The sequence below is a fragment of the Daejeonella sp. genome, from assembly GCF_030695525.1.
GTDB lineage: Bacteria > Bacteroidota > Bacteroidia > Sphingobacteriales > Sphingobacteriaceae > Daejeonella.
Map to the genome: position 1 here is coordinate 24,849 of NZ_JAUYSS010000069.1, position 23,688 is coordinate 48,536.

Genomic DNA, 23,688 nt, shown 5'->3' on the forward strand with positions numbered 1-23,688 from the left:
ACGTATTAATTAAAAATATATTTCGGGGTACCGATAAATTTACATTACGGTAACGTACCCGAAAAGTAGGTATAAAATCTTAATATCCAAATTATATTTAATTAGGGCTTTTACTAAAAACTGTAAAATGTACAGGATCGGAATACTCATTATGGGGGAAAGTATGAAAACGAACCCTCCGATCTTTGTCCATTGAAAATCCGGGATCATTCTCCAATTGAATGATGCTGCCGGAAATATGTTTTGCCGGAAAATACAAACTTGACCGATCGGGAAAATCTAAACGAACATGAGAAACATCAGAGACATCAGCATCGAGTTCTAAATTATACTTACCTGCTGCATGATGTATACCTTTTAATAATCCGGACTGAGACGTGCCTTTATCATACTTCCATCCTGCACTTGATATAAGGCTGATTTTATCCCCTTGCAGACTAATCCGGTCTTGAACATTTTTGCCATTTAATTCATAATCAATTAGATAAGTATCACCTTCCGTACGCACTGACTTTATCCAGGGCTGGCTTTGGAAAGGTTCATGAACGGCAATAAAACTGGATCTGCCTCCTTTTTGTCTTTGCATGATTCCAATGCGCATATAATTATCGAGTTTATTATCATCTTCAGCAGCAAGCCTGACAGATGGGGCACGAAAACTGAAAATCTCAGTATCTTTTTGAGGGATATGATGGGTGCGAAGTCCGGAATTTTGATATTTCCAGGTTGCAGTCCAGGGTTTTACTGCGGTACCTGCCTTTATATCTTTCATATAAGAATAGGCATGAATTTTCTTCCCAATGATATCAGAATCATACTGGTTAAGAGGTACACCAGTCCCCCCCCATTCTGGTACCAGTGTTTTAACCGGGCGTTCCATTGAAATATTCGTTTCCAATATTCCTTCTTCTTCACACATTCCATGCAAAAACCAGTCGTGCGTCTCCCCTCCTTCCACATCAAAACGATCGATCACATAATCCCTTCCTTCTGCTGCATGAACAAATATCAGCCTTCTCCGGTATTCGCCGGCTATTGAATAGGCTGGAGATGCATCAAGATCAACAACCTTTACATGCGGGTTTTGGTCATCATAATACATTAATCGGCCCGTCACAGGTTCTGTTACTGTTCCATGATCCTGTGCTTTCTGGTCTATAACAACGGTATTATGAGAGGCGGTATGTAATGTCCAGCCACGATATTTGGAATGGGTATAACCAATATCTGAAAGCAATTCAGCACCATTGGCAAATAAGATAATGGAAGCATTATCATAGTGAGAATGACCATAATTGCCGCTCCAGTTTACATTGATCAGGGTTTGATCCTTTCCGGTACCGGCGGCAAGGGCTGCATTACCAAGTGAGGGCCAAAGGCGTGAAACAGAAACACCGCTGGTTTTCACTGGTGTAGCCCTGTTAGCCCAGGTATCATTGAGAGGCAGTTTATGCCCGTTTGGGAATACTGCATGTTGGCTTACATTGATTGCATTCTTATAAAAAGGCATAGATTCAGTCAGATCAAGGTTTTCAAAACGTTCGCCTTTCCAATCCGCAGGATCTGTATAACCTTTTGCGGCCTTTGCCACACTCTCAAGTCCGCCAATTGTCTGATCATGATAAGAAACTGTACCTTCTTTCCACCAGCCATCCGCAAAAAAACCAAGTTTTAAAAATTCTCTGAACCGATTCACCCCATCGTGAACAATATCCGGCCTGTTCAGTATCCGACCAAGCCTCACCATATCCCTGTACATCCCGGGCGACATATTGGTATAAATTTCGGGATTCGCGGCAGTAAACTCATAGCCTGAAATTAATAGGTCCTTTACAATTCTTTGATCAGTATTTTTACCTATTTGTGAATCCATTCTGCTCCAGTCATAAGCTCCATCCTGTAAATTTTCATATGCCGTAGCGATCTGTACCGGAATATCTCCATAAGCCCACCAATTCCATTTGGCTCCCCTATAAGGAACCAGTCCTTCATAAGGCCATTTCTGATTTGCAGGAAAAAACTTTTTTGGAGCACTAGGATAATCATAGCGGATCGCATAATCAGGGAAAAGCTGTGCGAAACGACCTGCAATCAGCGCAGCCCTGTCGCCATAGTCAGGATCTTTGGTCTGTGCCCATATCTGAGACAGTTGAACAGCCATTTGCTGAATCCATTTCCAGCGATCGAACCAGGCATGGGCCTCATAATAATACTGAGTGCCTTGCGCATTTTGATGATAGCGGTAAACCTGTTTTATGCCGCTGGGAGCTATTATTACTTTTTCGCCATTATGGGGATATTTTTCATTTGGAAAGGTCATGCTGCAGAATTTGCATTTAACCTGATCAGCCATTCCCGGCTCCCAATTTAATATCCCCATCTCCTGAGCACCCCCGTTGCAATTCGGACAACCGATAAAAAAAATACCCGATCCGGGTGGTACGAGATTCTTTATCTCATTGAGGGGCATCTTCATCAAAGCATCAACTGATGCAATTTGAGCCTCAGTAATCTTTGATTTTTGTTGTCCATTAGCAAGTCCGGGAAAAACAATTGCCAGAACTAATATTACTTTAAATGCCCCTTTAATCATAATTCTGATATTAAAATCTAAAATAAACGTGTACGTACCCGAATTTAGGCATAATATTCAGAAATATTTAAAATCGTTCAAAAAAAATAATAAAATTAAATCCATCCCTGGCTACACTTCGTAAATGAGCCCAAATAATAAAAAACAAATGAAAAAAATAATAATTCTGGCTGTTGCATTAGTAGCTTCTGTAATCAGCACAACAGGTTTTGCACAAGGAACCAAAATGGTAGGTGGTGCTGAGATGTACCCAAGTAAAGACATTGTTGACAATGCGGTGAATTCTAAGGATCATACTACATTAGTTGCAGCAGTAAAAGCCGCAGGTCTCGTAGAAACACTAAAAAGTGATGGACCATTTACAGTTTTTGCACCAACAAATGATGCATTTAACAAGCTTCCTGAAGGAACAGTTGGTACACTGGTTAAACCTGAGAACAAAGCCACACTTACAAAAATCCTTACCTATCATGTTGTGTCCGGTAAATATTCAGCAGCGGATATAGTAAAGGCGATCAAAACCGGTAAAGGAACTGCACAATTCACTACGGTAAGTGGTGGTACCTTATCTGCTATGATGAATGGTAAAAATGTAGTTTTAAAAGACGAGAATGGAGGCACTTCAACAGTGAGTATTGCCGATGTCAATCAGAAGAATGGAGTTATCCATGTGATTGACTCGGTTGTTTTACCTAAATAAATAATCAGTTAAATGTCAAAATATCCCCGGAACATATCCGGGGATATTGTTTTTATATATTTGTCTAACAGGTTGAAAACTGAGGTGAACATATTCGAACATTGAGCCCGAGAACAAAAATATCCTTATCTGAAGATGAATTGGTTATGGCTCTCCGTAATAAGGAAAAAGCCGGAGCTGAAGCTTTGTATGACATGTATTCATCTTCACTTTATGGTATAATTTTCAGAATTGTTCAGCACGAAGAAATCGCTGAAGATCTACTTCAGGATACTTTCGTAAGAATCTGGAATTCCTTTTCTTCATACGATGAATCCAAAGGTCGCTTATTCACCTGGATGGTTAATATTGCACGAAATATTTCGATAGATAAAACCCGTTCAAAAGATTTTCGTAACAGTTCAAAAACCGAAGACATAGAAAATAACGTATTATCATTAGAAATGCAGTCAGGTAATACATTAAATCCTGAAACTATGGGATTAAAAGAACTTGTTGCTAAATTGAAGCCCGAACAGAAAATAGTTCTTGACATGATTTATTTCCGTGGCTTTACGCATGCAGAGGTCTCGGAAGAACTTGAAATTCCATTAGGAACTGTCAAAACCAGGTTAAGAAATGCTATAATCAGTTTAAGAAAGGTATTTAATTAAGTGAAAAACCTCAAATCATATATGGAGAGCGGCATCCTTGAACAATATGTTCTTGGAGATTTAAGCATTGAAGAGAGGCTTGAGGTTGAAAAAAATGCCCTGAAATATCCTGAGATTAAAGAAGAACTGGTTGAAATTGAATCTGCACTTTTAAGTTATGCGATTTCAAATGCGATTGAACCTTCAGAAGAATTGCGGAATAAGGTTATAAATTCACTTGAAAATCCGGCAGCAGATGTTCGTCCAATTTATGCTGCTTCATCAAAGCCAGGCCAATTTTATAAATACGCGTTCGCTGCATCCCTGGCACTTCTTTTTATTAGTATTGCCTTACTGGTAAATCTGAACAATAAACTTAATGATTCTTACACCCAAATTGCGGTCCTGCAAACCGGAAATCAACGTTTTTCAAATCAGGTGAATTATATTGATGAAGAATTAAGGGATACCCGAAATGCATTACACTTTTATAAAAATCAAGCCGCCTATAAGCTTGTTACACTTAAAGGATCGGCCAAAGCACCTGCTGCCAGCATGCTGGTTGCGTTCAATCCCGAAGAAGAAGAAGTCATGATCGATCTTTCCTCCGTAAAAATGCCATCTAATGATAAAGATCATCAATATCAGTTATGGGCAATGGTCGATGGCAAACCTGTTGACTTAGGGGTATTTGACTCTGATGCAGATAGTACCGGAATGAAGAAAATGAAGTCTGTCAAAAATGCTCAGGCATTTGCAGTCACACTCGAAATTCGCGGTGGAAGCGCCAATCCAAATATGGATCAAATGATGGCAATCGGAAGTATCTGATTATCTGATCTCACCTCCAACAAAATCGTATTTAAATATTTCAGGTAACCGGGGAAGCGTTTTGCAGAAAATTTTATTTGAAAATTTCATGTCATTCAATAAAAAAAGGGCCGAATAACTAGTATTCGACCCTACATCTACCTATGAAAAACATGCCCTTTGGGGGGCACTTAAATAAGACAATTTATATGCCATTTGGCAAACAATGCCAATCGCTCAAAATCAATGCCTTTACAGGACAGGGATTCCCAGATTGAAGATATAATACCCCAAAGTGTAGATATATTTCCCCGGTATGATTTTTTTTTAATTAAATTAAGTGCTAATCTCATTTGAGATTTTGAAGGTAAAGAAAGCTGGACAACAGCTGAACCTTATCTGCACTACCGTCAAACGTTCAATAATCAATACTGTATCGCAGTGATATCAAACCGGTATCATAAGTTTTGGATTCCAGCAAACTCATTTTAGTACGACTTTCCTTTTCCCGGAAAAGAGCTTTGCCACTTCCAAGCAGAATAGGATGTACCGACAACCATAATTCGTCTATCAGTCCTTCATTAAAAAGTGCATCAGTGAGTGATGCACCACCGAAAAGCCAGATATCTTTACCAGGCTGCTCTTTTATCCTTCGCGCCTTTGTCATACTATCTTCGGATACAAGCACAGCGCCTTCCTTAACTGAAGTAAGTGTTCTGGAGAACACGTACTCAGTCATTACAGGCATGCCGGGGATCGTTTCCCCATTATTGCTATCTGCGTGCTGCTGAGCTATTTCGTAGCTTTTGCGACCAATGAAGATCGTGTCTACACGGGTAAAGAATTCATTTAAACCATAGTCCTGGTCTGTAAAACACCAGTCGTATTCACCATTTGGCCCTTCAATGTATCCATCTAAAGTAATGGCCAGTCCCAATATAAGTTTTCGCATACCGTTCATGTTTTTGTCCAACAAAATTGTACTAATCCAATTATTTCTAATTGTACAAAACGGACATCAATATAAAATATGTGTCGAAAGAGCGAACTGCCCGGGCGTATGACCTGTAAAAGATTTAAAATCCCGAATAAAATGTGCCTGATCGTAATAAGCACTTTGGTAAGCTACCTCGGTTAATGAGAGTAAAGGATACTTTTTCAGATGATCAAGTGACCTGATAAACCTGAAGACTCGCAGGTATTCTTTGGGTGACAAGCCGACAATTTGCTGAAACTTTCGTGAAAGATGGCGTTGGCTGAGGCTGGTATCAGTACTGAGTTGGCTTACAAGGATATGACCAGCTGATCGCTGTATTTTCCTCAAACATTCAGCTACCTGCTGATCTCGTTCATTTCGTATCAATTGTTGCAAGAGATATTTCTGTAGGATTGCTGAACGTTCCTTATGACTGCAGGAATCAGCCAGTTTGCTCTCAATCTCTCCCGCCATACCATTCCATAAATCAGATAATACCAGAGTTTTGTCGGCCAGCTGATGCATAGGTAAATTAAAAAACCGGTAAGCCTCTCCGGGATAAAAGCAAATGGCGATACAACCAGCACCTTTGCGCATCTGCACGTCCGAATATCGGCTCATACGGGATGTAACAATGCTCCGATCGTATAACTCATTTCCAATAATGGCAAGTGGTGTACTGGTGTAGTTCACAAATAGCTCCACACATGCATCGGGTAGTACCCGAATATGATTAGTATCTGCACCATCATCGCAGTCCATTGTGCATATCAGTTTTACGTAGGGCTGCAGCTCTGGAAGAACTTCAAACTGCTGTATTAACATATGGATAAATATAGTATATGTCAATAATTTATGAGCAAAATTGATTAACTGAATCATGCAAAAATTCTGTTAATGGTGTATTGAGAGTTGATAGGAAAAATTGTATTCCTGGGGTTTATAAAAAAAATTGATCTTTTCAGAACTGCTTTAATCCCCGATTCTCATCAGGAAAGCTATAACCTACCATAAACCTAAAAAAAAAGGCCTCAGCTATTAACTAAGACCTTTCTATAACGGGTGGCTGATGGGGCTCGAACCCACGACCCTCGGCACCACAAACCAATACTCTAACCAGCTGAGCTACAGCCACCGTTTTATTTCTGCAAAACTAAGCATTTCGGGAGATATTGCAAATTTTTTAAATTAAATTTCCTCATTGATAATCAGCATGATGACGTTCCAGAATAGCTCAAAGCTCATTTAGCCTCAACCTGATCATGTAAACCTTGTCATATTTTGAACATTATAATCTCTCAATATAAGTTTAGCCTTCATAAGTTTTAAATTTGTGCAAAGAACCTATGAAATTGGTATGGAAAAAGAAGAATTAATTGAACTTCAGGTAAGCGGAATGCATTGTAACAACTGTGCATTATCAGTCCATAAATTATTAGAAAAAAAGGGGCTTAAGGAGATCTATGTAGATTTTGCCAATGACGAGGTAAAATTCAAAACCAATCATCCTTCAGAAACTCCCTTAATCATCAGTGATATCGAAGGTTTAGGTTATAAGGTAAGTGAGGAAAGTATCCCTATACTTGAAAAATTTCATGAAAAAGTAGAGAACAAATTCTATTTCAGTCTCATTTTTACAATTCCCCTCTTCTCACATATGTTTCTGCCTTTCCATTGGCTGCACAATCCTCTGGTTCAGTTAAGCTTATGTATTCCGGTTTATATTTTAGGATGTATCCATTTCGGCAAAAGTGCTTTCAATTCATTAAGGAATGGAATCCCCAATATGGATGTCCTCATCTTTATCGGCTCCAGTGCTGCCTTTATTTATAGTTTGTACGGGACGATTCAGAATTTGGGCCCTGATTATCTTTTCTATGAAACTGCAGCCACCATTATTTCATTGGTCCTGTTAGGAAATGTTTTAGAAAAAAGGTCTGTTTCGCAAACCACCTCTGCGGTTAAAGATCTGATGAAATTTCAGGAGGCAAAAGCAAATAAACTGGTGAATGGAGAAATACAAATAATAAACTCACAGGAGGTAGTTACGGGAGATACACTGGTCATCAATTCGGGAGATAAAATTCCTGTTGATGGGGAGATCATCTGGGGCGAAGCCTCAGTCAATGAATCGATGCTTACCGGCGAGAGTCTGCCGGTTGAGAAGTCGAAATACGATCAGGTAATTGGCGGTACTTTGATTGAAAAAGGCAGTATACATATTCTGGTAACTAAAACAGGAAAACATACTATTTTATCACAGATCATTGATCTGATGAAAAAAGCACAGTCGGCAAAACCGCCCATTCAAAAACTTGGAGATCAGGTGGCTGCCATATTTGTGCCGGTAGTGGTTGGTATTGCCGTTTTAACCTTTGTCCTGGCCTATTATTCCTTTGATCTCACATTCCAAAAATCAATGTTGAATGCAATAGCTGTGCTGGTTATTTCCTGCCCCTGTGCTATGGGTTTAGCTACACCTACAGCGGTGATGGTTGGTTTGGGCAGGGCTGCTAAAAATGGCATTCTGATCAAGGGTGGAAATACACTTGAAGAGATCGCCAGGCTAAAATATATGGTCTTTGATAAAACCGGAACACTCACAACGGGGAAATTTAAAATCAAAAAAATTGACAGTATAAGTATTCCACAAAAGAGAGCTGAATCGATTATTTATGGTATAGAAGCCTATTCCAATCATCCAATTGCACGTTCCCTGGTTTCAGAGCTTAGTGCAGAAAATCCTGAAAAAATAATATTCACGAAGGTATCGGAAGAAAAAGGTTTAGGAATGAACGGGACTGATTCAGAAGGCAATACCTATCAATTCGGATCAAGGCAAATTTTAAATCCGGAAGAAGAACAGGGAGATTTTAGCCTTTTCCTGAAAATGAACGGAACCCTTTTAGCCAGGATTTCGATTGAAGATGAGATCAAACCGGAAGCATCCGGTCTGATCAAAACTTTAAAAAGTATGGGGATTAAACCGATTTTACTGAGTGGTGATCTGAAAAAGAAATGTGAAGATCTGGCTGCTATTTTGGGTATTGAGGAAATATATGCCGAAACCCAGCCCCATCAAAAGCTTGAGATTATTGAGGTGATTAAAAAAAGAGGTAAAACGGCAATGGTTGGTGATGGAATAAATGATGCCCCTGCTTTAACTACTTCTGACGTCGGAATTTCCATGAGTGATTCCAGTCAGATCGCAATTCAATCTGCCGAAGTGGTCCTGTTAAAGAATGAACTGGGGGTGATAGATCATATGTTAAGAATCGGGAAGCATACACTTTTAACGATTAAACAAAATCTCTTCTGGGCATTTTTCTATAATGTTGTGGCGATACCTGTAGCGGCATTTGGTTTTCTTAACCCCATGGTTGGAGCCTTAACAATGGCATTTTCGGATGTTATTGTAATTGGCAATTCTATCCGCTTAAAAACTAAATCACTATAATTGCGCCTTAAAAGCATTTTTAATGATCAATATCTATACTGACGGAGCATCGAGCGGAAATCCAGGTCCCGGAGGATTTGGAGTAATACTCCAGTCAGGTAAGCATTATAAAGAAATTTCTGAGGGTTATCGAAAGACAACCAATAATCGCATGGAATTGCTTGCCGTAATCACCGGACTGGAAAGCATAAAAAATCCGGGGCAGGAGATCATGATCTATTCAGATTCTAAATATATCATTGATTCAGTTGAGAAAAAATGGGTATTTAACTGGGTCAGAACTAATTTTAAGGATAAGAAAAACAAAGATCTCTGGCTGAGATTTCTGGAAGTCTACAAACAGCACAAAATTCGTTTTACCTGGGTAAAAGGCCATAACGGACACCCCGAAAATGAACGATGTGATGAACTGGCTGTTCAGGCTTCGAAACAAAAAAACCTGCTTATTGATACGTATTTTGAGAAAGAGGAACTCAGATTGAATCTTTAATCCAGTCCTCCTATGATTCCTAATTTTTCCATTGTTGCTTCTGCTTTCTCATCGGGGGTTTTTGATGAATAAGTTTGCATCAATTCCTCAATCTTAAGAACCATGTTCTTTGAACCTATAAAAATTGCAGATCGCTGATGCAGGGAAGTAACATCCTTATCGAGAATTCTGTTAAATCCATCTGTTGCCCGACCACCAGCCTGTTCAATAATAAAGGCCATTGGATTACATTCATAAACCAGGCGAAGCTTGCCATTGGGAGCTCCTGATGTCGTAGGATAAATAAATATTCCGCCCTTAATCATATTACGATGTACATCTGCAACCATAGAACCAATATAACGTGAGGTATATGGGCGTGATGTTTGCTCGTCCTCAACCTGGCAATATTTCAAATATTTCTTCACTCCTTCGGGGAAATGAACATAATTTCCTTCATTAATCGAATAAATAAATCCATCCTCAGGAACTTGCATTTTGGGATGTGAAAGACAAAACTCTCCGATAGAAGGATCTAGTGTAAATCCATTTACTCCTTTGCCAGTCGTATAAACCAGCATGGTAGAAGAACCATAAATGATATAACCCGCAGCTACCTGTTCAGTACCATTCTGAAGTACATCTTCCAGGGTGGCCCTGCCATCGGTTGAAACCCTTCTGTATATAGAAAAAATGGTACCCACTGCGACATTTACATCAATATTTGAGGAGCCATCCAAAGGATCCATTGCAACAATATATTTTGCGTTTTTTGATACTTCACCATCTATCTGAACAAACTCATCATTCTCCTCTGATGCAACGATACAACACTCCCCTCCACTCTTCAGTGCAGCTATAAATTGTTCATTGGCAAACACATCCAATTTTTTTTGTGATTCCCCCTGAATATTGATCGTACCAACATCTCCAAGAATATCCATCAGGCCCGCCTTATTGACTTCACGGTTAACAATTTTTGCGGCAATTCCTATATCTCGTAACAATCGTGACAACTCGCCTTTAGCATATGGGAAATCACTTTGCTTCTCAATAATAAATTGTCCTAATGTTAAAATGCCTTTCATATACTTAGTGTACTTTTTACGTTATCTATTTGCCAATTCTATGACGTCTAAGTTATGAATTTTTTCTCCTGAAATGCAAAACCGAAGCAATGTGCGAACTTTGTGCCAGCCTTGTTTGCCGGCAGCTCCGGGATTCAAGTGTAAACAATTAATTTTTTTATCATAAATAACCTTGAGAATATGTGAATGACCGGAGATGAAAAGTCCCGGGGGATTTCGGTAAATTTCTTCCCTGATTCCGGGGGAATATCTTCCCGGATAACCTCCGATATGAGTGATCCAAACTTTTAATTCTTCACAATCAAATTTTAAATGCTCCGGATACTTTGACCTGATATCCTGCCCGTCGATATTTCCATAAACTCCCCTTAATGGTTTAAATGCATTCAATCGATCTGCGATTTCAATCGTACCAAAATCACCTGCATGCCAGATTTCATCGCAGTTTTCAAAATGCTTAAAAACAGCCTCATCCAGGTATCCATGGGTATCTGATATTAGTCCGATGGTTTTCATTAATGAATATGCATTAAAAAATTGTAAGATAGTCCTTTAATAGATTACTATAATTGCTGGAATAAACCCCCTGGCTCTGATAAATAACCAGTTCCTGCTGTATTGTAGCCAGACTTTCAAAACCCATAACCATAATCGTGCGATGGGGTTTAGATTCGGGAAATGAATGAATCAATATCTCCTTCTGGATTTTTAGAATTCCGGAATTCGAAACCATTTTTTTTACCCGGACAGCTGTTTCAAGAGGAAGAATGACACAAAGATGTCCCGATTGGTTTAAATGTTTTATTGATTCAGTAAGAAGTATATCGAAAAAAGAGAGATTCGTATGTCGGGCAAGGCCTTTATCCGGGCTTTGAGAACTTAGTGAATTAATAAAAAAGGGCGGATTAGAAATAATCAGATCATATAGTTCATTAGTATCTGCAAAATAATCTCTTATTGAACTGTGGAATAATTCTATCCTGTTCGAAAATGGAGAATTTGAAAAATTCCCCTCAGCGGTTTTGGCAGCATTTCCATCTATCTCAACGGCATGAATTAATGCGGATGTATATTTTTGCGCAAGCATTAAAGCGATCAGTCCGGTACCTGTTCCGACATCAAGTATTTTAGTTGGGCCCTCAAAATCGGCAAGTGCAGCAAGCAATACTCCATCGGTATTTACCTTCATTGCACAATTTGCCTGATCGATACTAAACTGTTTAAAGTAAAAAATGGTAGACATCAGCTCTCGTACAAATCTTCATAATCAGAATATATCAGCTTCAAAATTAGGAAAAAGCTTTGCTTTCATTTGAATGATTATGAAATAGGCTAAGCGTAAAGTTAATGCACATTCTGGTGTCGAATAAATAAAAATCACTATATTTAAGAGACATTAGGCCAGAAAACACAATATTTTTATAATTTTTATGGTTTTCGCTCAAAATTTTTGATTTTTTTATGATTTTTTTGATAATTTTTATGATTATCGCTAGAAAACATTTATTTTTATCAAAATTTTAATCAAAACCAAGCAAAACGATGTCATCTTTAAGATTCCAAGCATTAAATGCGGTACTTTCTAGGACTATTCCTGAAGCTAAATCCCCTACATCAAAACTTTCTGAACTATATGGTGTCAATGTCTTCGACCAGAAAAAAATGAAGGACACCTTATCGAAAGAAGCTTACAATGGTATTATCGACTCTGTTAACTCGGGAACAGCCATTGACAGAAGTATTTCGGAGCAAGTGGCCTCAGCAATGAAGTCATGGGCAATGTCTAAAGGCGCAACACATTATACCCACTGGTTCCAGCCTTTAACAGGAAGTACTGCTGAAAAGCACGACTCTTTCTTTGAACCAGGATCAGACGGTCATGGGATTGAAAAATTCTCAGGCGAAGCATTGGCACAACAGGAGCCGGATGCATCCAGCTTCCCGAATGGTGGAATCAGAAGCACCTTTGAAGCACGCGGTTATACTGCATGGGATCCATCATCTCCTGCATTCATTATCGGGTCTACTCTATGTATACCTACTGTATTTATTTCCTATACTGGCGAAGCACTGGATTATAAGGCTCCACTATTAAAAGCCATAAGTCTGATGGACAAGGCAGCAGTTGCAGTGGCTCAGTATTTTGACAAAGGCATTGAAAAGGTGAACAGTTCTCTAGGAATTGAACAGGAATATTTCCTGGTTGACATAGCCTTGTTTAACGCCAGACCGGACATGTATCTGACAGGCAGGACTTTATTCGGCCACATGTCAGCCAAAAACCAGCAGCTGGATGACCATTATTTCGGATCAATTCCGGAACGTGTTCTTGCATATATGGAAGATCTGGAAATTGAAGCAATCAAACTTGGTATTCCATTAAAGACCCGTCACAATGAGGTAGCGCCTTCTCAATTTGAATGTGCTCCTTTGTATGAGGAAATGAACCTTGCTATCGACCATAATTCATTACTAATGGATTTGATGGATAAAGTAGCCAGAAGACATAACTTCAAGGTTTTACTACATGAGAAGCCATATGCTGGTATAAACGGCTCAGGTAAACATAATAACTGGTCCTTAATTACCAATACCGGTAAGAATCTTCTTTCTCCGGGCAAAACCCCAAAAAACAATTTGATGTTCCTTACATTCTTTGTCAATACGATTAGGGCTGTATACGAATATTCCGATTTGTTAAGAGCATCGATTGCTTCAGTTAATAATGATCACCGTCTGGGTGCCAATGAAGCCCCTCCGGCCATTATCTCAACCTTTCTGGGAAGTCAGTTGAGTGATTTACTGGATGAGATCGAAACATCAAGGGTAACTTCGAAAATGAAGCAGGACTCAGCATTGTGGACTAATATCCCAAAAATACCTTCTATCCTTCTTGACAATACCGACCGTAACCGTACTTCGCCCATGGCATTTACCGGGAATAAGTTTGAGCTTCGCGCAGTTGGTTCATCAGCGAATTCGGCAAATCCGATGACCATATTAAATGTTATCGTTGCTGATCAGTTGAATAAATTTAAAGCGGAAGCTGATAAACTGATCAAAAAAGGCGAAAAGAAAGACGTAGCGATCATGACTATCATTAAACGCTACATCAAGGAATCTAAAAACATCCGTTTTGAAGGAAATGGTTATAGCGATGAATGGGCTAAGGAAGCTGCGAAAAGAGGTTTATCTAATATTAAAACTACTCCCAAAGCGCTGGATGTCTTATTGGATCCTAAAACTGATAAGTTATTTGAAGATACCGGTGTATTCAGCAAACGCGAATCGCATGCACGTCATGAAATCTTACTGGAAAGCTACTTTAAAAAACTTCAGATAGAAGCACGCGTTATGGGTGATTTGATTGACAATGTGATTATTCCGACTGCAATCAATTATCAAACATCATTGATTGACAACGTTAAAGGCCTGAAAGAAATCGGACTTGGAGAAGATACTTACACTGCTCAGCTTGAGATCATCAAAAAAATCTCCACGCATGTAAACTTTATCAGGACATCAAATCTGGAAATGGTTAACGAGCGCAAAAAAGCCAATAACATTGAAGATATCCGGGATAAGTCCATCGCCTATGATGAAAAAGTGAAATCATATTTTGAACCGATACGTTATCACGTTGATAAATTGGAGCAACTGGTTGATGATGCAAAATGGCCTCTTCCAAAGTTTAGAGAGTTGTTGTTTATTAAGTAGTACAGAGTATTGAGTACAGAGTATTGAGATTTGAAAATTTTGTACTAAGTTCAAAAAGAGTCCTCCTTGTTGGGGACTCTTTTTATTTATGACCCATTAATATAATACAGAATTAGCAGATTGTTTTTGATTACAAGTATATAATAATAGTCAAAAACAAAATTTATTGTATTGAGTACTAAATACTCAATACTCAATACTCAATACTCAATACTAAGTATTATTTTTGTATCAATGTCAGACCTAAAATATAACCAGAGGGGCGTTTCTGCCGATAAAGAAGATGTGCATAATGCAATCAAAAATATTGACAAAGGTATTTTTCCGAAGGCATTCTGCAAGATTATCCCGGATATTCTGGGATCGAATGAAGCCTATTGCAATATCATGCATGCCGATGGTGCCGGCACAAAATCATCTCTTGCCTATGTATATTGGAAAGAGACCGGGGATCTGTCGGTATGGAGAGGAATTGCTCAGGATGCAATAATTATGAACCTTGACGACCTGCTTTGTGTTGGTGCTACTGATAATATATTATTGTCATCAACTATCGGTAGAAATAAAAATCTTATTCCGGGTCAGGTCATCGCCGAACTGATCAATGGAACTGAAGACATTCTAAGCGAACTACGCAAATTAGGGATAGGAATTTATTCAACCGGAGGTGAAACTGCTGATGTTGGGGATATTGTCAGAACAATCATTGTCGATTCTACAGTAACCTGCAGAATGAAAAGGTCTGATATTATTTCGAATGATAAAATCCGAAAAGGTGATGTAATAGTTGGGTTATCTTCTTATGGTAAGGCCAGTTACGAGACAGAATATAATGGAGGAATGGGATCCAATGGTCTGACCTCTGCAAGGCATGATGTTTTTCATAAATACATTGCCGAGAAGTATCCTGAGAGCTATGATCCTGCAGTTCCATATGAATTACTTTTCTCAGGAAATAAAAAACTGACAGATATGGTTGATATTCCTGCAACTGAATTTAATGAACATTTAAGCATTAGTGCAGGGAAGCTGGTACTTTCTCCAACCCGCACTTATGCGCCTATCATAAAAAAGATTCTCGATCAATACCGTTCTCAAATTCATGGTATGGTTCACTGCAGCGGAGGAGCTCAAACCAAAATATTGCATTTTATTGATAATCTGCATATTATAAAAGATAATCTAATGGCTGTTCCTCCTCTTTTCAGCTTAATTCAGGAACAATCAGGAACAGACTGGAAAGAGATGTATAAGGTTTTCAATATGGGACATAGGATGGAATTCTATGTACCTTCAGAAATTTCTGAAGATATTATCCGGATATCCAAGGAATTTAATGTAGATGCCCAAATAATTGGACGGGTTGAGGATTCAGAAAAGAAGCAAGTGACGATTCGCTCGGATTATGGAGAGTTCGTCTATTACTGATATTAGGATTGTAGGATTATAGGATTAAGAAGAAGGCTGACAGGGTTTGGAACCCTGTCAGCCTTCTTTTTTAATAGATTAGCATTATAAATTGCCGGGCTGGTAAACGGCAAAGGTAACTGACAACACTTACTCCGTCTTCTTCATTATCAATTTATCCTTTGGAACAGGTAACTTATTAGTTCTGATATCCATTTCATTGATGATATTCTTTGCTCCACCCAAAACATCGATACACCAGAGTACGAAACGAATGTCTACAGAAATTGTCCGCTTGTACTGCTTATCAAAGGCAATATCTCCGCTCATAGCTTCCCAGTTACCATCAAAGGCAATCCCGATCAGCTCTCCGCTCCCATTCAGAACCGGTGACCCGGAATTACCTCCTGTGATATCATTGTTGCTGATAAAACCCACATTAAGGGTTCCATTCTCAGCATATTGCCTGAAATCGCGTTTGGCATAAGCGTCAATTAAGGATTGAGGAAGATCAAATTCATCATCACCGGGTTGATACTTAGCCATCATCCCATCGATTGTGGTAGTAATGTTATAGGTAATTCCATCCTTCGGACTATAATCCTGAATTTGTCCGTAGCTGATACGCATGGTTGAATTAGCATCCGGATAAATTAAAGCACCTTTATTTTTTGCCAATAATGCCTTCAGGTAAAGATTATCCAGACGATTTTTCTCGGCCTGAAACTGACTATATACCGTACCAAAATTATTCTTCACATAATCCTGAGGAATTAGATTCATTGCATATTTATATGCAGGATCATTTTGCAGCTCTTCAATTGAAGGTGAACCTAAAAATTTTCTCAGGCTTTCCGGTTCAATTAGTTTGCTGTTTTTCCATAAATGATCGGCATAATTCTGGAAAGTAGCATCTGCTGAACCTTTCCAAAAATCTTCGGCTATTAACGTAATGAACTTTGGATGCTGTGATTTAGGAACATCCTGGTAAAAGGAGCTTAATATCTGGGCAAAAATCTTCTTATCAGCAGTCTCATTATAGGTCTTCTGATAGCTATTAACCATCGTATTTAAATTCTGATTCAGCTGGGAAATATAGGCTGCATCATCTTTACGGGCATTCATAGAATTGATTGTATTTCCAAGCTGGGAAACATTTCTAACCCATGGAGAGGCAAGCAGACCTTCATTTAGGTAGGTAAAATGAACAGCATAGGGTTCGAATGCCGAATAGGAATTATTATATTCAGTCATTAATTTTGCATATTCTGGTGATGAGGCAGCCCATTGGGTGAATTCATTTTCCTGCTTTTGTTTCACTTCATATATCTTTAACCTATTTAATTGCTCTGTCTGACCGATAAAATACTTCCAGTAATTTGCAATATTGGCATAGTTTGATGATAAGGCAAGTCGGGTATCTGCACTTTTATCCATCTCTTCCTTCCAGGCTTTCAAGCGAATATCACGCAGCTTAACAATTGTTGGGTTTGTTTTTTCAACGGCCAACTGCACACCATAAGAGGTTAGATAGCGATCTGTACGGCCAGGAAAACCATAGACCATAGAAAAATCACCATTCTTCACTCCTTTTATAGAAATGGGCAGTGATTTTTTAGGAGTATAAGGTTTATTGCTGGCAGAATAAGTTGCCGATTTATTATTCTGATCCGCATAAACACGAAAAAGAGAAAAATCACCGGTTTGTCGCGGCCATTCCCAATTATCTGTATCCCCACCAAATTTACCGATAGACTGCGGAGGCGTACCTACCAAACGGATGTCATTAAATCGCTCATTGATAAAAAGCAGGTATTGGTTAGCTTTATATACATCCTTCACATCTGCCTCCCGGGTAGTACCGGCTGTTGCATCAGCACTGATAGTTTTGCTGATCTCAGCAATTTTTGCAGCTTTATCTTTTTCTTCAACTCCATTTAATGCAGCCATTACTTTTGGGGTAACATCCTCCATACGGACAAGAAAGCGAACGAAAAGACCCTGAATTGGCTTCTCATCCTGATGGGATTTTGCATAAAAACCATTATCCAGAATATTGTTCTCTATGGTTGAATTTGAAGCAATTGCCTCATATCCACAATGGTGATTCGTTAAGATCAAGCCATTTTTTGATACAATTTCACCCGTACAGAAACCCCCGAATGATACAATCGCATCTTTAATACTCGCCTTATTGACACTATACAGATCCTCAGGGGTCAATTTGAATCCCTGCTTTTTCATTTGATCGTAATTCTTGCCGATATACATTGGCAGCCACATCCCTTCATCGGCTTTAACCGGATTTCCAAAACCCAGCACAAATGCCAGCAGCAGCGCTACGGCATAATTCACTTTCTTCATAAAATTGAATTTTAATTAATTGGTTAGGGCAAATATACAGCCAAAACACAGAAAACCTGTAGGTAGATATATTTTTTCAAATAAAAAGCTCCGGATAAAATCCGAAGCTTTTTATTTCATATAAAATTGTTACTGGAAATTGTAACGGAATCCAAATTGCATGTAATAAGTTGATGCAAAAGTCTGAGTAGTTCCAAAAGTTGAATCAACCGGCTTGTTATCAAAAGTATTTAACCAGAATGTAGGCCTGACTGTACCTCCTGGAGTTAGAGCTGCTACGTTCTGTGGTACAAGTACTCCCGCAGTCTTAACAAAATTTACATTACCCCAATTGCTGTTTAACATATTTCCGAAATTCATAATATCCATTGTGAACTGGAAATTGTTTTTGCTTTTGCCAAAGTTCTTAAAAATCTCCTGAGTTAACCTGATATCGACCTGATTTCTCCATGGCATCACTCCTCCGTTACGCTCAGCATATTTCCCTTTGTTCTTCTTCAGGTAATCATCCTGCTCAATATAAGCAAAGAATAAATCACTTTGTTGCTGTGCTGTGTAAGCTACATTGCCTGTTGCAGTAGAAGCAGGGCGTGCTGCAAAAGTAATTTCACTAGGATCTCTTGGTATATAGATCAGGTCATTGGTCTGTCCATCACGGTTAAAGTCAGTAGAATAGGTATAAGAAAATCTACCCTGATGTGAAGCCTCTAAGAACATTGATACTGAAGTAGCAAGATTTTTGATGTATTCTTTACGGTATGAAATACCAGCAATAACACGATGAGGTATATTAAAGTTTGAATAACTCAATCCCGGATTATTTCCGGTATTTGAATTTTGATTTAAGGACCAGGTATTAAGCAACTGGTCACCATTTCCATCATAAAGAACTTGCTGCTTACTTCTGGTATAGGATACCTGTGCTGAAAAACCTCTGCTGAAAGATTTGTTTAATGATGCAGTTAGGAACCATGAATGTCCATCCTGGGCATTAGATAGAACAATGGGATTTAATGCTGCAGTACCAGTTGCACTTGCCTGACCTGTTGGAGTTAATTTGTTTATGAATTTACTAACGTTAGCAACAGGATACATCGGACGATTATCAGGATATCCTGAAACATTTAGTCCGACAGGATCTACTAGATTCACATTAATTCCTTTAGCAATATTAAGATCCTTATTGTAAATACCCTCTAAAGTACCAACTATTCCCCATGGCAACTTAGCATCTAAAGCTAAACTGCTTTTCCATGTTTGTGGAAATCTAAAATCAGGGTCAATGGCACTGATCGTTGCTGGGATAGATGTTCCGGCTGTTGGTGGTGTTGCAGGAAGATATTTCCGGATATCCTGACTGAATGGTCCCGGAGTATTTGCAGTACCATTCCAGTTTTGGGTAAACTGTATTAAACCAGCATCACCCGATTGAGCAACAATCCATACAAATGGAACTTTGGTAGTAAAAATACCGGTTCCACCTCTCAATTGTAAAGACCGATCTCCTTTTACATCATAATTGAAGCCAATTCTTGGAGACAACATGATTCTTTCCTTAGGTAATACTCCGGTATCCAGTTTTCTGCCTTCAGAAAAAGTTAATGGTGCAATTAATGGATGAGTTTTAATTTCGGGTACATCCGGGTAAGTAGGTAATTCAAAACGTAAACCTGCAGTGATGTTCAGCTTCTCTCCTACACGGAAATTATCCTGAAAATAGGCCGAATACTGTTGAAATTTAAAGGTTGGGAATGCCTGTTCATAACCCGGTGATAGCGAATAAGTGATTGCATAATCATTAGGTTTTGCACCATTCACAAAATCATCCCAGGAATTAAAACGGTATGCTCCGGTTCCAAAACGCTGGAAACCATTTTTTGTGGTACTGAAGTCCATTTGCAAACCAAGTGTTAGTTCATGATTTCCTAAACTCATGGTTAGGTTATCAGTAAAACTATAGGTTTGAACATCTCTTAAGTTTCCATAAGTAAAGGGCTCATATCCAAAAGTTGTAAAAGCCGTTCCATCCTTCATAATATCTACCAAAGGAAAAACATCACTTGCAGAGCCTCTTGGGTCATTTTGATGTGTAAAACTTCCCCTTAAAGTATTTGAAATTTTGGAACCAAATGAAGAGTTCAATTCAGCAGCCAGGGAGTATTGATTAGCTTCTTGTGTATAGTTTGAGTTACTAAAATGCAAGTGACCCGGATTATTCCTGCCCCCATTATTAGGAAAATTATATCCTGTTCCACCTGTTGAGGTACTGATAAAGGAAGGAGTAGCACTTTCAACCTGATTATAGCGGATATTAAAACGATGGTCTTTATTAATATTCCAGTCTAATCTGGCCAGGATTTTATTATTATAGCTTTCGTTTGAATATCCCTGGTAAATACCCGGATCATAATTGTAGGTTCTCATCAAATAGCTGCGAATATCATTAAGTTCAGCAGCCGTTGGGCGTGCAATGTTAGGATTTGAGCCAAATGGTGCGGCAGGTGTAGCAGCTAGCCTATTCTGACCCGGTCTAACCTGAGCGGTCCGATCGATATTTGCGAAGAAAAAGAGTTTATTTTTAATAATTGGTCCTCCTAAACTAAGAGAATATTGAGTTTCATCAAGAGGTTGTAAAACAATGTTGTTAGCACCTACCTTATTACCCTGATTACTCTCATTTCTAAAACCAAAAAATGCATTTCCAAAAAAATCATTTCTTCCTGAGCGTGTAACCGCATTAATAGCACTACCCACAAAACCAGACATTCTAACGTCATATGGTGTTACATTCACTGAAATCTCTTCTATTGCATCAATAGAGATAGGAGAACCACCTGCAGGTAAATTACTACCAATTCCGAATTGGTTGTTAAAATCAGAACCATCTACAGTAAAGTTGTTCTGACGATAATTTCCACCACCAATAGAAGCTCCGTTTGCCTGAGGTGTAAACTTAGTCAGATCGTTTACACTCCTGGTTATGGTTGGAACAGATTGAATCTGAGCTCGGCCAAGGTTTGTTGTTGAGCCTGTACGGTTTGCGTTCAATACTGAATTTGGATCCTGAGCTGTAATTACAACTTCCTGTAGCTCCCTTCCGGAGGCATTCAATAATACATTCAATACAAATGGCTCACCAAGTTTCAGAAAAATTTCACTGAATGACTCAGATTGGTAACCCACATAAGATACCACAATAAGATAAGGCCCCCCTACACGCATGTTAGGAATATTAAACCTTCCGTCTATGCCGGAAGAGGAACCATAAACAGTCCCTGTTGGCTGATGAGTAGCCTTTATCGTAGCGCCAATAAGTGATTCTTTGGAATCCCGAATAGTACCTGATAAACTACTTGTTGTTACCTGTGCATTCAGATTAAATGCAATGAGTAAACCAACAAGCGTTGAGAGTAAAAACTTCTTCATAAATTGTATTTTAAGTGAGAATGATTAATTGGTTATTATAATCAGGGCAAAGATAAATAGCGATTCTGAATATTAGGCAGTTAATGTATTAACTTAATGTTAATTTTTGAAGTATTTATTGACAATTCACACTTTTCAACATTCTGTTTTCAATTCTGAGAGGATAGTCCATTCAAAAATTTCCAACCCGCTAAGTATTTTGTTAGATTTGCGCCGAATCTCTATGTATTAGTAATATAAAATATGAACTACGATATCATAATTATAGGAAGCGGGCCTGGTGGTTACGTGGCAGCAATTCGCGCATCTCAGTTAGGCTTAAAAGTTGCTATAGTAGAACGGGAATCCCTTGGGGGAATCTGTTTAAACTGGGGATGTATTCCCACAAAAGCCCTTTTAAAAAGTGCCAATGTTTTTGAATACATAAATCATGCTTCAGATTACGGCATAAGTGTTAAAGAGGCAAATGCTGATTTTGGTGCTATTATTAAACGGAGCCGTGGTGTTGCTGACGGAATGAGTAAGGGGGTTCAGTTCCTGATGAAAAAGAATAAGATTGATGTACTTACCGGAACCGGGATAATAAAAAAAGGCGGAAAAGTTGAAGTTAAAGACCCCGATGGCACCGCTAAGGAATACACTGCAAAACATACAATACTTGCTACAGGTGGAAGATCGAGAGAATTACCAAACCTAAAACAGGATGGGAAAAAAGTAATAGGATACCGTCAGGCAATGGTTTTACCTCAACAACCCAAATCAATGGTTATAGTTGGCTCAGGAGCCATTGGTGTTGAGTTTGCATATTTCTATAATGCTTTGGGAACCAAGGTTACTATTGTTGAATATCTTGACAATATTGTTCCTGTTGAAGATGAAGATATATCTAAGCAACTATTGAGAAGCTTTAAAAAAGCAGGCATCAATGTGATGACCGGAACCAATGTTGAATCTGTTGACACTTCCGGCAGCGGATGTAAGGTGCTCGTAAAAACTGCAGTTGGAAATGAGACAATCGAATGTGATATAGTTCTTTCTGCTATTGGAGTAAGTCCCAATATTGAAAATATCGGACTTGAAGAACTTGGTATCACAATTGACAAAGGACGTGTTCAGGTTGATGATTATTACAAAACCAATATCGATGGCGTTTATGCTATTGGTGATATTGTAAAGGGACAAGCTCTGGCACATGTTGCTTCTGCCGAAGGTATTATTTGTGTCGAAAAAATTGCAGGTCATCATCCTGAGCCCTTAAATTATAATAATATACCGGGATGTACATACTGTTCTCCTGAGATTGCATCTGTAGGATATACAGAAAAAGCTGCTAAGGCAGCCGGATATGAGATCAAAGTCGGCAAATTTCCATTTTCTGCTTCAGGAAAAGCAAGTGCTGCCGGTGCTAAAGACGGCTTCGTAAAAGTAATATTCGATGCCAAATACGGAGAGTTCCTGGGTGCTCATATGATCGGTGCCAATGTTACTGAAATGATTGCTGAGGTTGTAGTAGCCAGAAAACTCGAGACTACTGGTATGGATATTGTAAAAACAGTACACCCACACCCTACTATGAGTGAAGCGATTATGGAAGCGGCTGCAGATGCTTACGGAGAAGTGATTCACTTATAATTGACAGTTGACAGTTGACAATTGATAATTGACAATTACCGGATATCAGTTGTCAACTGTCAATTGTCAACTATCAATTAAATGACCATGGCCTGGATTTACCTTATTATCGGTGGATTATTCGAAGTAGCCTTTACAAGCTGTCTGGCTAAAGCAAAGGAAGCAACAGGTATTGAATTTGTTTTATGGATAACGGGCTTTCTGATCAGTGTATCTATCAGTATGTATCTTTTATTCCTAGCCTCCAAAACCTTACCAATGGGCACATCCTATGCTGTTTGGGCCGGAATTGGTGCGGCAGGTTCGGTTATTGCAGGAATAATTCTATTCAAAGACCCAACCGACTTCTGGAGGATGTTTTTCCTGTTTCTTTTAATATCTTCAATCATTGGATTAAAACTTTCAAGCAAAGTCTGA

17 protein-coding genes and 1 tRNA gene are annotated in these 23,688 nt (G+C 38.8%); 9 read left to right on the top strand and 9 right to left on the bottom strand.

The genetic code is table 11. The features are described 5' to 3' along the window. Positions 1-97: 97 nt before the first annotated feature. A complete protein-coding gene (locus tag Q8S11_RS16315; protein ID WP_305663193.1) occupies positions 98-2,593 on the bottom strand; it encodes a heparinase II/III family protein in 2,496 nt (831 codons plus the stop codon). Between the two features lie 148 nt (positions 2,594-2,741). Between Q8S11_RS16315 and Q8S11_RS16320 the strand changes: the two genes are divergently transcribed. From Q8S11_RS16320 to Q8S11_RS16330, 3 genes are all read left to right on the top strand, one after another. Next, entirely contained in the window at positions 2,742-3,293 is a 552-nt protein-coding gene (locus Q8S11_RS16320; RefSeq protein ID WP_305663194.1) for a fasciclin domain-containing protein, read from the top strand. A gap of 146 nt (positions 3,294-3,439) precedes the next feature. Further along, a complete protein-coding gene (locus tag Q8S11_RS16325) occupies positions 3,440-3,946 on the top strand; it encodes an RNA polymerase sigma factor (RefSeq protein ID WP_305663195.1) in 507 nt (168 codons plus the stop codon). Continuing rightward, the gene (locus Q8S11_RS16330) at positions 3,947-4,756 is read left to right on the top strand and encodes an anti-sigma factor (protein WP_305663196.1); all 810 of its coding nucleotides are present in this window, start codon (positions 3,947-3,949) and stop codon (positions 4,754-4,756) included. Positions 4,757-5,153: 397 nt separating this feature from the next. On the opposite strand, the gene Q8S11_RS16335 is transcribed toward Q8S11_RS16330, so the two are convergent. From Q8S11_RS16335 to Q8S11_RS16345, 3 genes are all read right to left on the bottom strand, one after another. After that, positions 5,154-5,687, bottom strand: a complete 534-nt coding sequence (locus Q8S11_RS16335) for a dihydrofolate reductase family protein (RefSeq protein WP_305663197.1) — start codon at positions 5,685-5,687, stop codon at positions 5,154-5,156. A gap of 66 nt (positions 5,688-5,753) precedes the next feature. After that, positions 5,754-6,536 (bottom strand): helix-turn-helix domain-containing protein, encoded by a 783-nt coding sequence (locus tag Q8S11_RS16340; protein WP_305663198.1) that lies wholly within the window; start codon positions 6,534-6,536, stop codon positions 5,754-5,756. A gap of 236 nt (positions 6,537-6,772) precedes the next feature. Further along, a tRNA-His gene (locus tag Q8S11_RS16345) sits at positions 6,773-6,846 on the bottom strand. A gap of 198 nt (positions 6,847-7,044) precedes the next feature. Between Q8S11_RS16345 and Q8S11_RS16350 the strand changes: the two genes are divergently transcribed. Both Q8S11_RS16350 and rnhA read left to right on the top strand, forming a co-directional pair. Next, entirely contained in the window at positions 7,045-9,168 is a 2,124-nt protein-coding gene (locus Q8S11_RS16350) for a cation-translocating P-type ATPase (RefSeq protein ID WP_305663199.1), read from the top strand. A 22-nt stretch (positions 9,169-9,190) separates the two neighbouring features. Continuing rightward, positions 9,191-9,658, top strand: a complete 468-nt coding sequence (gene rnhA / locus Q8S11_RS16355; protein ID WP_305663200.1) for a ribonuclease HI — start codon at positions 9,191-9,193, stop codon at positions 9,656-9,658. Here rnhA and fbp read toward each other — a convergent pair. Genes fbp through Q8S11_RS16370 form a run of 3 tightly spaced genes read right to left on the bottom strand, consistent with a single transcriptional unit; the run spans position 9,655 to position 11,968 of the window. Continuing rightward, positions 9,655-10,725 carry a class 1 fructose-bisphosphatase gene (gene fbp, locus Q8S11_RS16360; RefSeq protein WP_305663201.1) on the bottom strand — a complete coding sequence of 357 codons (1,071 nt, stop codon included), beginning with the start codon at positions 10,723-10,725 and terminating at the stop codon, positions 9,655-9,657. The genes rnhA and fbp overlap by 4 nt on opposite strands. Before the next feature lie 21 nt (positions 10,726-10,746). Next, on the bottom strand, positions 10,747-11,241 hold the full coding sequence (locus Q8S11_RS16365) for a metallophosphoesterase (protein ID WP_305663202.1): 495 nt from the start codon (positions 11,239-11,241) through the stop codon (positions 10,747-10,749). A gap of 13 nt (positions 11,242-11,254) precedes the next feature. Then, entirely contained in the window at positions 11,255-11,968 is a 714-nt protein-coding gene (locus Q8S11_RS16370) for a tRNA1(Val) (adenine(37)-N6)-methyltransferase (RefSeq protein ID WP_305663203.1), read from the bottom strand. 299 nt (positions 11,969-12,267) lie between these two features. Between Q8S11_RS16370 and Q8S11_RS16375 the strand changes: the two genes are divergently transcribed. Beyond that, the gene (locus Q8S11_RS16375; protein ID WP_305663204.1) at positions 12,268-14,442 is read left to right on the top strand and encodes a glutamine synthetase III; all 2,175 of its coding nucleotides are present in this window, start codon (positions 12,268-12,270) and stop codon (positions 14,440-14,442) included. A 234-nt stretch (positions 14,443-14,676) separates the two neighbouring features. Next, positions 14,677-15,870 carry an AIR synthase related protein gene (locus tag Q8S11_RS16380; protein ID WP_305663205.1) on the top strand — a complete coding sequence of 398 codons (1,194 nt, stop codon included), beginning with the start codon at positions 14,677-14,679 and terminating at the stop codon, positions 15,868-15,870. A 129-nt stretch (positions 15,871-15,999) separates the two neighbouring features. On the opposite strand, the gene Q8S11_RS16385 is transcribed toward Q8S11_RS16380, so the two are convergent. Then, on the bottom strand, positions 16,000-18,213 hold the full coding sequence (locus Q8S11_RS16385) for a S46 family peptidase (protein ID WP_305663206.1): 2,214 nt from the start codon (positions 18,211-18,213) through the stop codon (positions 16,000-16,002). Between the two features lie 129 nt (positions 18,214-18,342). Continuing rightward, positions 18,343-21,639: a TonB-dependent receptor domain-containing protein gene (locus tag Q8S11_RS16390; protein WP_305663207.1), complete on the bottom strand. Its 3,297-nt coding sequence runs from the start codon at positions 21,637-21,639 to the stop codon at positions 18,343-18,345. A gap of 243 nt (positions 21,640-21,882) precedes the next feature. Here Q8S11_RS16390 and lpdA point away from each other — a divergent pair, with 243 nt between their 5' ends. Continuing rightward, positions 21,883-23,271 (top strand): dihydrolipoyl dehydrogenase, encoded by a 1,389-nt coding sequence (gene lpdA, locus Q8S11_RS16395; protein ID WP_305663208.1) that lies wholly within the window; start codon positions 21,883-21,885, stop codon positions 23,269-23,271. Between the two features lie 87 nt (positions 23,272-23,358). Next, positions 23,359-23,688 (top strand): multidrug efflux SMR transporter, encoded by a 330-nt coding sequence (locus Q8S11_RS16400; protein ID WP_305366263.1) that lies wholly within the window; start codon positions 23,359-23,361, stop codon positions 23,686-23,688.